Below are 12,027 nucleotides of genomic sequence, written 5' to 3' on the forward strand. Positions count from 1 at the left end.
GGGGCTACGGGGGCTACGGGCGCGACTGGCGTTACAGGCGCCACGGGTGCCACCGGTGCGACGGGCGCCGGTGTGACCGGAGCCACTGGTGCCACGGGCGCTACCGGCTGGGCTGGCGCTACTGGTGCCACTGGTGCCACTGGTGCGACGGGCGCTGGCGTGACCGGCGCTACAGGAGCTACAGGAGCAATGGGCGATCCCGGTGTCACGGGCGCGACGGGTGCAACAGGCGTTGGCATTAGTGGTTATGCGTACGCCGGTGTCGATACTCAGACTAACATTTCCGTTACAGCCAGCGGCACCGACATCCAGCTGTATTCGGAAGAAATCCCGAGCTCATCCGTTAGCTACAACACAATGACCGGCTTTACCATTTATGAGACTGGTTATTATTTCATCCAATACAATATCAATCTGGACAATTTTATCGGCGCCAACGCCAGGATGATCCTTAATGGTACGGAGATCAAAAAGAGCATTGTCACTGGAACATCTGCTGGCACGACACTAAACAACGGTTTTATTATCCAACTAAACGCCTGGGATGTCTTGCAACTGCAACTGTTCGGGGTGGATAACTCAGTCAACCTCATGGAAGGCGACGGCGCTTCAGTTAGTATCCTCAGACTGTCCTAATCTAAAGAGCAGCACATCGTAAAAATAGTAAAGCCCCTTCCTCCTATGCTTGGAGGGAAGGGGCTTTTGCATGTTTCAGAAAGCTAATAAAGTATCAGGCCGTCGTGGATCGCTGCTCAGCCAGCATGGCCAGCAACGCCTCGCGGTTGGCCAGCATCGTCGGATGGTCCGGCTCAAACATAAGCCCTCGCTCATTGTACTCGAAGGCGCGCTGCGGATCTCCCAACTGAAGTGTACATACGCAGAGCTGGATATAAGGCTTCCAAGTCCATGAAGAAACATCGATCGACCGCTCCCAATCGTCCGGTCGCGGCGTCCCGACCGCAGCGCGGAACCAGGCGGCTGCCTCCTGCCAATTGCCGTTGTCCATGCACTTGGAGCCCAGTCGGCAATGAAGCTCGGCGTAGGGGAGCTCGGCCAGTCCCTCCAGCAGCAAGGATCGGCCCCGCATCATATCCCCTTGTCTCCCATAATGGGCGTCCAGTTCTAACAGCAGCTGGACCTGTTGCCGCGCGTCGCCCTCTCGTTTGTCCCAGCTCTCCTGCCACGCTTCCATCGCCAGCAGTTCGAAGCCATACTCCAAAAGCTCGACGCCTCTCCCATACGCATCGGCTGACTCAACCGGCAGCCGCTGTGTGTCTCCCTTGGCTGCGATGAAGGCGGCTGCGCCGACGAGCTCCTCCTCCCGGTAGATATGATACGCCGGGTAGGTCGTATCGACGAACAGGCTGATGCCGATTGCCGCAGCCCGCACGCAGAAGTGACGGTCCTCTCCCCAATAGGAGAGATTGGGGATCTCCCGGAAGCTGACGCCCCGCTCGATCGCTTGACGCGAGATGAGCGTACAAGCGCCGAGGCCGCCCACCTCGTACAGCCCCGGCACCCGCAGCTCAGCAAAGAAACGTTGGCTGGCCAGCCTGCGGTCGTGCTCGGATGTCTCCTGCTGGCGGATCAACGGATACGTCTCATATTCGCCATGCAGCCACACCTGCGGCATCGGAGTCGTGCCCACCTGCCAGCGCGTCCAATAGATCGTCGAGACGACGTCCTGTCCGGCCTGGAGCAACTGGGTCAACGTATGCGGATGGAACAACAGGTCCGAGTCGGCGAGGAACACATGCGTATACCCGCACTCTTGACCCATCGCGAGGATCCGATCCTTCATAGCCGCTACCTTCCACACCGTCTCCTCCAGCCATAGATGTCCGCCCCCGGGCGCAGCCTTCCAAGATCCTACAGCCGCCTCATGGGTCAGCAGCTTCGTCCGACCCGTCGAAGCGGCGAATTGGCGCAGCATAACTGAAGATAGCGGGTCGGTATTGTCATCCACAAATACATAATCGATAACATAGGCCTCCCCCTCCAGCCAACGAAGCGATTCAAGAAACAGCTTGAGTATGACCGGCGTCTGCCGGATGGGGCTGCCGATCAGGATGCGGGGCTTGCTCATCGGATACATTCCTCTCCACGATAATAATCTTGACGATCTCCTTCACAGCCTCTTCCTCGATCATCGACACCATGCGCAGGAACAACTCATGGCTCTCGCTCTCGTAATCCTGTAGCGGGTCGCTGCCCGAGTACACGCGCAGATGGATGCCCTGCCGCAGATGCTCCAGATCTCGCAGATGCTCCTGCCAGTGCTTGTCCACGATCCGGAGCAACGCGTACTGCTCGAACCGCTCCATGACGCTCCGGCCGACCTTCGCTTCCTTGGCATCGTAGAGCCGGATCGACCGCGCCCGCAAATCCTCGCACAGGCCCTCGCTAGACAGGCCTGTCAGCTCATCGCGAGTCACCCCGCCTGCCTCCAGCACCTGCCGCTCGACATAAGCGACCAGCTTGTCCAGCTCCCAATGCTCCGGGATCGCCTCCTCGGGGCAATAGCGCTCGACTGCTTGCTGCAGCACCGAGTCGATCATCCGCTCGACGCTCTCTCTCGTCCGGCCGCTATGCAGCACCTCTCTGCGATCGCGATAGATGCGCCGGCGGTGACGATCGAGCACCTCGTCATACTGCATCACCTTGGTGAGCGCTTCGAACTGGATGCCCTCGACGATCCGCTGCGCCGACTCGATGCTGCGCGTGATCAGCTGTCCCTCGAGCGGCGTATCGTCGGCGTAGCCCTGCTGCTCCAGCTTCGCCTTCATCGCCCCAGAGTCGAAGTGCTGCATCAGTTGATCCTCGATCGACAGGTAGAACTGCGTCGAGCCCGGATCGCCCTGACGGCCAGAGCGACCGCGCAGCTGGTTATCGATCCGCCGGCTGTCATGGCGCTCGGTGCCGATGACATGCAGACCTCCCAGTCCATCCACGCCCGCTCCCAGTCGGATATCGGTGCCCCGTCCCGCCATATTGGTCGCGATCGTCACCGCTCCCCGTTGACCCGCCTCGCTGATGATCTCGGCCTCCTCGCGATGATAATGCGCATTGAGCACGCGGTGCGCGATTCCCCGCTCGGCGAGCAGCCAGGAGAGGCGCTGCGAGCTCTCGATGGAGACGGTGCCGACGAGCACCGGCTGACCTGTCGCGTGACGACGCCCGATCTCGTCCGTGACCGCCGCATACTTGGCCGCTTCGGTCTTGTAGATCACATCGGGCAGATCGCGACGGACGCATGTTCGATGGGTAGGGAAGCTGATGACGGTCAGGCCGTACACTCTGCCGAACTCGTCGGCGTCCGTGCGGGCGGTGCCGGTCATGCCCGCAATCTTCGGATACATGCGGTAGTAGTGCTGCAACGTGATGGTCGCATGGGTCATGCTCTCGTTATTGAGCTGCAGTCCTTCCTTGGCCTCGATCGCCTGATGCAAGCCATCGCTGTAACGCCGACCCTCCATCAGTCTGCCCGTGTTCCCGTCGACGAGCACGATCTCCTCGTCCTTGACGACATAATCGACGTCCCGACGCAGCATATGGTGGGCCCGCAGCGCCTGATTGATATGATGATTGATCAACACATGCTCCTCGGAGAACAGATTGTCGATCTGGAAGTACTCCTCCGCCATCCGTACGCTATCCTCGGTGAGCACGATCGCGTGCTGGTGGGTCTCGAGCACGAAGCCGGTGCCCTCGCGCAGCGAGGCCGCGAACAGATTGGCCCGGAAGTAATGCTCGGTACTCTGCGTAGCCTTGCCGGATATGATAAGCGGTGTCCGCACCTCATCGATCAGGATCGAGTCGACCTCGTCGATCAAGGCGTATTGCAGCTCACGCTGCACGGTCATATGCTCGAACAGCGCCAGATGATCATGCAGATAGTCGAAGCCGAACTCGCTGGAGGTGCCATATGTAATATCGCAGGCGTACGCGGCGCGTCTCTGCTCGCGGCTCATCCCCTTCTGGATGCAGCCGACGGAGAGTCCCAGGAAGCGGAACACCCTCCCCATCTCCTCGCTATCGCGCAACGCCAAGTAATCATTCACTGTGGCTACATGCACACCCTTGCCGGATAAGGCGTGAAGGTATACGGGCAACGTACCGGCCAGCGTCTTGCCTTCGCCGGTCTGCATCTCGGCGATCTGTCCCCGGAACAGAGCAGCGCCCGCCATCAGTTGTACAGGGAAGTGCCGCAGACCGAGCACCCGATCCGCCGCCTCCCTTACAACGGCATAAGCCTCGGGCAATAACGCGTCAAGCGGCTGGCCTGCTGCCAGTCTGTTGCGGAACGTCGAGGTCATCTGTGCGAGCGCTTCGTCCGTCTTCTGCGACACATTCGCAGCCATAGCCTCGATCCGATTCGCAGTCGCTTCCAGTCTCCGAAGCTCGCGGGCATTGTTGTCTTCAAAGAAGCGCTTTACTGTACCGAGCATGCCATTCTCCCTCTCTCGTTTTCCTCGTTCCATTATACCATTTTTTGCTGAAGACAAGGGAAAAATATATCGCTCCTACGCCTACTCCCGCTTGGGTTTGCGCCCTCCTGGAATGTCCAAAAAGCCCCCGGCCGCGCATACGGTTCCGGGGGCTCCAAAACAGAGGGCGCTATCTCACGACAGCAGGCTGGCGACGCCGACGAATACGCTGCGCGAGGTGTCTGCAGAGACGCGTGAGATTGTCGCAAAGCTGCCAAAACCGCTGTTTCTCTTTCAAGGGAACAGCGGTTTTTTGTGTGTTTTTCGCCATAATATACTCTGGCTTCCTTATTTGACACTCCGTACTAACCTCGTTATATTGATATGACGAAAGGGTTAACTAACATCAAGGAGAGATTTAATGAGACTTTTAGAATTGCTCGTCGTGGTTTTGATTAGTGCATTAGCCATAGTTATGATTTGGGGACCACGGCCGAATAAAAACGGTTTGAAGTATACCCTGCTCGCTCTTTATGCCGTAACCGTTGCCCAGTTATTCATAGAGGGATACCGTTGGCAAATGATACCCGGGTATGCAGTTCTACTTATCCTGACCGTTTTTATATTGTTAAAAAATAAAAGCCGGCAACGTACTAGAAAGAAGAGATATGTGATAGCCTGTCTGTTAACTCTAATATGGATGCTGTCTACATCAGTCATGGTTGCTATGCCCGCCCTGCTCCCAGTGTTCTCTTTTCATCAACCGAGTGGTCCCTACTCTGTAGGAACTACTGTATACCACTTTATAGATCATGAGCGGGCAGATGAATACACTTCAGCTTGAACAATTAAATAGCAAAGATGAACAAGGCTTCTTTACTGGCCGACTTGATCTGAGCCGAATCGGAATGTTCGGACACTCTTACGGCGGAGCGGCCTCTGCTCAGATGCTGCTAAAGGATCCACGTATCAAGGCAGCTATGAATATGGATGGAACCTTATACGGTAGTCCGATGCCTGGTACTGGACTTTGGGAGGAGACGGTTAATCGGCGCACAAATGCTCTTCAAGGCGGCGGATTTACGATGACGATACCGCATACGTCCCATATGAGTTTTACGGACTTCCATCTATTCTCCCCGATATTATCGAATCCAGGAGAAGACCCCAGACTCGTCCATCGGATTATCAATGAAGTCAGTGTTGCTTTTTTCAATCAATATCTTAAAGGCATTCCAAGCAGCACCCTGGAACAACTCGCCGATCAATATCGTGTTGTCGATTGATACAGCATACCAGGCAACCTCTATTCCCTCCCAACGTCAAAAAGCCCCCGGCCGCATATGCGGTTCCGGGGGCTTCGTGCGCGCTCGCAGCGTTGTCCCGACCAGCTGACTCAGCAGGGGCGCCAGAGCGCGAGCAGTGCATCACTTATATTCGGCCTGGTACGCCTTGCGCTTCTCGTCCATGACCTCCTGGCCGCCGATCTTCATGTAGTCCTGCACCTCGGCCTCGTAGATGCGGTCAAAGTCGTCCGGCTTGGCGGTGATGACCTTGACGAAGATTTCGTCGGCCTTTTCCTTGAGCGTTGTCGCATATTTGATCTCGGCCTCGATCGGCGTCGAAACACGCGGCTTCAGCACGCCGTCCTTCGAGCCCTTCTCGATGCTCTCGACCGTGAATTCCTTATGATCCGGCTCCGACGCGTTGGCCGCGATGTTCAGGCTCTCGTCGGTAGCGCTGACGAACTTGCCGTTGAGGATGACGGCATAGTCCGGGTAGTTGTAGAGCGTCTGTCTCGCCTGATCGTTGTCGAGCACGACCGGCACGCCGTCGACCATTTCGTACGTCTCGCCTTCGATGCCGTTTTGCAGGGGGATGATATTTTCCGGCATCGCCATCCAGTCGAGGTATTTGATGACCGCTTCGGCGTTTTTGCTTGCCTTCGGCACGAAGATATAGAGACCGTTCGGCGAATAGAGCGCTTTTGGATACTTGCCATCCGGCGTATTGAACGGATCGATCGCCACCAGCTCGGCGTTCGGATCAGCCTTGTATACCTCTGCCAGATACCCTTGGTAGACCGGCTCGTTCGTATTCGTCGTGCCCGCGCCAACCCAGCCGTTGATCAGATCCTTCTGGAACTTCGTCAGGTCCTTGTTCATCGTCAGCGGGAAGTCGGGGTCCATCAGCCCTTCATTGTACATCTTGTTCATGAAGCGGAAGCCTTCCTTGTTGCCTGGCAGCAGCCAGTCCGGCATCGCATAGAAGTCCTCGTCCGAGATGTTGTTCCAATCGAGGAAGGAGTATTGCAGCGGCACCAGATGGAACGGATCGATGTGGCCGTACGGCACGACATTGTCGCCGGATTTGCCTGGTTTCTTCTCCTTGAACGCCTTCATCGTGTTGTAGAATTCCTCCGTCGTCGTCGGCAGCGGCAAGCTCAGCTCGTCGAGCCAGTCCTTGCGGATGATCGTCGTGCTCTGCGGCAGCAGCACCCGACGGGCCGGGATCGCGTACTGCGTCCCGTCGAACACGCCGTATTGCAGCACCTCCTCGCCCAATACCTGCTTCAGGTTCTGCCCGTACTGCTCGATCAGCGGCCCGAGATCGGTCAGTCCGCCATCCTTCACATACTTCTCGACCGTCGGCTTGTCATACGTATAGACGAGGTCCGGCGCCTGATTGGCGGCCATCAGCACGTTGAGCTTCTCGACCTCCTGGGTGCGCGGCACGGTGACGAACTCGACCTTGATGTTGTTTGGTTCGCCGAAGTTTTTCTGCACGTATTGCGTCATGAAGTTATCGGTGATCGGCGGCGCGCCCGCCGGCGTGTTGTTGCGGTCGAACAGCTCGACGCGCAGCGTGATCGGCGGCCCGGCGTTGGTTGTCTCTTCTTTGTTGCTGCCGGTGTTGCCCGTATTGGTCGTGCCCCCTGCGCTTTCTCCGCCGCCCCCGCTGTTGCTGCTGCAGCCCGCGATCATCGCGGCAGCGAGCAGCACGGACATCGTGCGTGTCGTCCAACGACTTGTCATGAATTTCATAAGACCCTCTCCTTATGGTGTAGTGACTTACACTCTATAGCAACTTCCGCCGGATGTCCCCGGCCAGACGTAACTACCAATACTGCACTGCATAGAGGACTGCCAGAGGTTCACCCCTTGACGGCCCCGATCATCATACCGGAGACAAAGTAGCGCTGCAGCCATGGATAGACGAGCAGGATCGGCAGCGTGGCGAACATAATCGAGGCGGCCTTCAGGCTCTCAGGCACAGGGGCGACGCTGCTCAGCCCCTCCAGCATGCTGTTGACCTGGCTGTTGACGACCATCTCGTACAGACGCAGCTGCAGCGGATACAGATTGCTGTTCGTAATATAGAGCAGCGCATCCATAAAGCCGTTCCAGCGGCCAACGGCGTAGAACAGGCTGAGCGTCGCCAGCACCGGCAGCGACAACGGCAGCACGACGCTGAACAGCACGCGATACTGGCTGGCCCCGTCGATACGGGCCGACTCCTCCAGCTCGACCGGGATCGAGGTGAAGAAGGTTTTGATGATGAGCAGGTAGAATGCATTGATCGCTCCCGGCAGGATGAGCGCCCAGATCGAGTCGAGCAGATGCAGATTGCGCACCAGCAAGTACTCGGGGATCATGCCGCCGCTAAAAAACATCGTGATGACGATGATGAACAGGAAGACGTCGCGGCCCTTCAGATGTCTCTTGGTCAGCGGATAGGCCGCCATAATCGTCATCGTCATGGAGATGACCGTGAAGATCGAGACGAGCAGGATCGTGAAGCCAAGCGAACGGATCATCTGCATATTGCCGAATACCGTCCGGTAGGCGGTAAAGTCGATGTCGATCGGCAGCAGCGTCACCCGCCCAGCCATGATGGCGCTGTTGCCGCTCATCGACAGGGCGAGGATATGCAGCATCGGCATCAGACAGAGCAGACTTGCCGCCGTGATGACGATGATGATGACGATATCGACCATCCGGTTGCGACCGTCGGGTCGGGACGTTTCGGTTACTTGATTAGCCATAGCTGATGCGCCCTCCTTACCAGATGCCCTGGTCGTTGACCTTGCGGGAGATATAATCGGCCGACAGCAGGAAGATGAGGCCGACGACTGCCTGGAACAGCCCGATCGCCGTGGCGATCGTATACCGCGCCGACTGGATACCGATTTTGTATACATAGGTGCTGATAACCTCGGAGACATTGGTGACGAGCGGATTGCTCAGCACGAACGGCCGGTCAAAGCCGATGCTGGCCATATGTCCGATGTTGATGATCAGCAGGATGATGATGGTCGGCTTGATGCCGGGCAGCGTAATATGCCACATCTTGCGCAGCCGGTTGGCGCCGTCCACCTCGGCCGCCTCGTACAAGTCGCGGTTGATGCCCGTGAGCGCCGCCAGGTAGATGATCGTGCCCCAGCCTGCGCTTTGCCAGACGCCGATTCCGAGATAGGTCGTCACCCAGTAGAGCGGCTCGGTCAGGAACGGGATCGCCGACAGCCCGAGCGACTTCAACACATTGTTAACGATGCCGGTATTGGTCGCCAGCAGCTGGATCGCCATGCCGCCGATGATGATCCATGAGATGAAGTGCGGCAGGTAGAGCACCATTTGGGCGCCTTTTTTGAACCACTTGACGCGCAGCTCATTGAGCAGGATGGCCAGGATGATCGGCATCGGAAAGCTGATGAGCAGATCGAGCAGATTGAGCAGCAGCGTGTTGCGCAGCGCCCGGTAGAAGCCGTCCATCTGGAAAACCTCGCGGAACGTATCGAAGCCGACCCAAGGGCTCGCCAGGATGCCCTGAAAAATATTGTAGTCCTTGAATGCAATAACGACGCCGAACATCGGCCCGTATTTGAAGACTAAAAAGTAGATCATAGGGAGCACAAGCAGTGAATAGAGCTGCCAGTCTCGGACCAGACTCCTCATCTGCCATCGTGATGCTCCGCGGGTGCGTGGTCTTGCAGGAATCGCCATCGTCTCCCCTCTTTCCTATCGGTGATATGTCATCTGTTGCTCAGCCGGTCTGACACAGCCTACTTTACCACCTGTGAAAGCCCTTGCACATTGACAGGAATTTCGGAGCTTACGCTACCGTTTTTCCTGGCCCAGCCGGGTGAGTTTACCTTTTTTATAAGCTTAACCTGGCGCAGGAGAACGGTTAGTCGCAAAAAAAATCTGCCGGAAGGACCGGCAGATCGTAGCAGGTTAGCGTTGTACGCGATGGATGGCCCGATATTCGCCTGGCGGGAAGCCGAAGAGCTTTTTGAAGGCCCGGTGAAAGGAGAGGACATGCGAGTAGCCTACCTTCTCTGCGATCGACTGAATCGGCTCCTCCGAGTCCAGCAGCATCCGGCGGCCATGGTCCAGCCGGACCTTGAGCACATAATCGATGAACTTCTCGCCGGTCTCCCTCTTGAAGAGGACGCTCGCATGACTGGCCGGCATCCCGAACGGCTCGCTGACGCTCTGCAGCGACAGTCCAGGGTCGGCATAATCCTGATCGATGCGCGCCTTCATCTGCAAGGCGACCGAGCGGCTGCTGCCGCTCTCCCGGACCTTGGTGTACTCGGAGGCCAGCTTGTCGAGCGCCGACTCCAGCTCCAGATGCAGCTCCTCGAGCGTCTCGATCTCCTCGGCGAGCGTCTGGAATACCCCATGATACTGCTCGCGCCAGAGCGCGGCAAGCTCCGGCGACTGCGACTCGCAATCCTGCTGTAGATGATGACCCAGATCCAACGTCAACGAGGCGAGGTCGGAGACGCTCAGTCGGCGCTGCTGCAGCTCCTGGACGATATCCGCCAGACGATCGCGCCACTGCTGCTCGCCTTTGCGGAGCAGATGGGCGAGCTCGGGCAACGCCGCGTAAGCCGCATAGCCGTCCTTGCCCGACTTGGTCGCGGCCAGCCGGTTGTCGATAACGGCGCTTGTGCCGAAGACCGCTTTGTAGGACAGATTGCACTCGGCGTTGCGATACGACTGGGCGATCGTGTCCATCTCGTCGGATACGGCGCCGATGCCTACGGAGACGGTGAGCTGCAGATTATCGCCGATCCAGTCCCGATACGCCTCGCATAGCTCATACAGCAACTCCGAGCAAGAGCCATGCGCCTCCTGGACGAACAGCAGGAACGCCATCCGGTGCGGCTCGGTCCAGATGTTGGCATGCTGGATGCCTCTGTCATCGGCATGCTCGCGCAGGGCGCTCTCGACGATGTACTTCAACAGTCGCTGATCGGCCGCCTTGTACGCTCCCGCGAAGGACGGATAGCGATCGATCTCGACGAGGATGACGCCCAGCCGATCGTAGCTCGCCGGCAACCCCAACGCTTCGGCTTGCTCACGCCACTGCTCGTCGCTCATCGTCCGATGGCCAGCCAGCAGCTCCTCGACGAGGATCCGCTTGCGATGCTGCGCATCGGCCGCGTGCAGCGAGTCGTAATCAACCGATTTTTTCAGCAGTTGGTCGATCGCCGATTCGATCAGCTTGAACTCGTTGCGCGAGGCTCGCAGGCCTAGCGCTTCGCTCTTCATCGCCGTGAAGGTGTTGACCTTGGCGACCAGCGTCTGGATCGGCTTGTAATGAAGATGGGTAATAATCGTAAACCAGATCAAGGCCAGCACGATAATGATCAGGATGACGATGATCCATACGTTGGATAGCAGCGACAACGCCGAATATCCCGTCGCATTGACGCGATCGGCATAATAGGTCCACCCCGTATACTCCGACACGGCGCGCAACGATGTGCCCGTCGCCTCCACGCCCTCTCCCTGGAACATCTGCCCGTTCGCCGCCATCAGACCGACCCGATCCCGATTAACCTCGTTATACTGATTGAGGTATTCCATGAGCGAGCTGACATAGATATTGATGACGATCGTGCCCTTGGACAACGTCGAGTACGGGTAGGACTTGATGATCGAGACGACCTTCTGCCGGCTGCGATCATGCGGAGACAAGGCATAGTCGCGCGGCGCGGTCCAGCCCGAGCCGGCGGGATCGGCCAATGCAGCGGTCAGGAAGCCACGGTCCGCGAAGGTTGCCAGCGGATAGGCATTGGAATCGGACAACACCCGTTGCCCGGCCTCGTCATAGAGATAGATCGAGCTGACAAACGGAAACGTCGACTTTAATTCGATCAGCTTCTTCTGAATCATATAGTAGTCGTAGACGGTCTTCGCGCGATCATCAAAGAAGCTTTGCAGCGCCCGATCAATAATGAGAGCGCTAACAGCATTGCGCTCGATCAGCTGCAGATTGGCTTCCGTGTTTTGCATCATTTGTCCGACGATCGCCTTGTTGGTCTCGAGGTAGCGGTTCTCCGATTGATGGTTCAAGGTGCTGAACAGGACAAAGATGACGGAAGAGATGACAATAAAAAAAATCGGCGTATACGACAACATCATACGGTAATACCAACTCATCCTCATCGGATCAACCTCCTGTCCCTCAATTTTACCATCCTTTAGGAGTCTCGGCGATTCATTTATCGCGATTCGCGACTGTTTTTTTGAAATCCAAGTAAGACATATTTCAGTCTGTTGAAAAACAATGCCTACGGTCACGGGAT

At 57.4% G+C, this 12,027-nt stretch carries 7 protein-coding genes and 1 pseudogene; 2 read left to right on the top strand and 6 right to left on the bottom strand.

What is annotated here, in order from left to right; all coding sequences use genetic code 11:
- Window positions 1–636, top strand: a 636-nt coding sequence (locus PA598K_RS36650; RefSeq protein WP_446674105.1) for a BclA C-terminal domain-containing protein, incomplete at its 5' end; no start/stop codon positions are given.
- A gap of 94 nt (window positions 637–730) precedes the next feature.
- On the opposite strand, the gene PA598K_RS28915 is transcribed toward PA598K_RS36650, so the two are convergent.
- Together PA598K_RS28915 and secA are read right to left on the bottom strand one after the other, a co-directional pair.
- A complete protein-coding gene (locus PA598K_RS28915) occupies window positions 731–2,086 on the bottom strand; it encodes a hypothetical protein (RefSeq protein WP_128660270.1) in 1,356 nt (451 codons plus the stop codon).
- The gene (secA, locus tag PA598K_RS28920; protein ID WP_128660271.1) at window positions 2,016–4,448 is read right to left on the bottom strand and encodes a preprotein translocase subunit SecA; all 2,433 of its coding nucleotides are present in this window, start codon (window positions 4,446–4,448) and stop codon (window positions 2,016–2,018) included. The genes PA598K_RS28915 and secA overlap by 71 nt, the downstream gene beginning before the upstream one ends.
- Window positions 4,449–5,263: 815 nt before the next feature.
- On the opposite strand from secA, the pseudogene PA598K_RS39235 reads away from it, so the two are divergent.
- Window positions 5,264–5,713 (top strand): annotated as a pseudogene (locus PA598K_RS39235) (alpha/beta hydrolase); the annotation flags it as partial.
- Between the two features lie 141 nt (window positions 5,714–5,854).
- Here PA598K_RS39235 and PA598K_RS28930 read toward each other — a convergent pair.
- The 4 genes from PA598K_RS28930 to PA598K_RS28945 all read right to left on the bottom strand — a co-directional run bounded on the left by PA598K_RS28930 (window position 5,855) and on the right by PA598K_RS28945 (window position 11,887).
- Window positions 5,855–7,471: an extracellular solute-binding protein gene (locus PA598K_RS28930; RefSeq protein WP_128660272.1), complete on the bottom strand. Its 1,617-nt coding sequence runs from the start codon at window positions 7,469–7,471 to the stop codon at window positions 5,855–5,857.
- 110 nt (window positions 7,472–7,581) lie between these two features.
- Window positions 7,582–8,472: a carbohydrate ABC transporter permease gene (locus PA598K_RS28935; RefSeq protein ID WP_128660273.1), complete on the bottom strand. Its 891-nt coding sequence runs from the start codon at window positions 8,470–8,472 to the stop codon at window positions 7,582–7,584.
- A gap of 16 nt (window positions 8,473–8,488) precedes the next feature.
- On the bottom strand, window positions 8,489–9,382 hold the full coding sequence (locus tag PA598K_RS28940; RefSeq protein ID WP_128660274.1) for an ABC transporter permease: 894 nt from the start codon (window positions 9,380–9,382) through the stop codon (window positions 8,489–8,491).
- A gap of 279 nt (window positions 9,383–9,661) precedes the next feature.
- Window positions 9,662–11,887, bottom strand: coding sequence for a helix-turn-helix domain-containing protein (locus PA598K_RS28945; protein ID WP_128660275.1), 2,226 nt, complete (start codon window positions 11,885–11,887; stop codon window positions 9,662–9,664).
- Between the last annotated feature and the right edge of the window lie 140 nt (window positions 11,888–12,027).

This window comes from Paenibacillus sp. 598K, assembly GCF_003851045.1.
Classification (GTDB): domain Bacteria; phylum Bacillota; class Bacilli; order Paenibacillales; family Paenibacillaceae; genus Paenibacillus_D.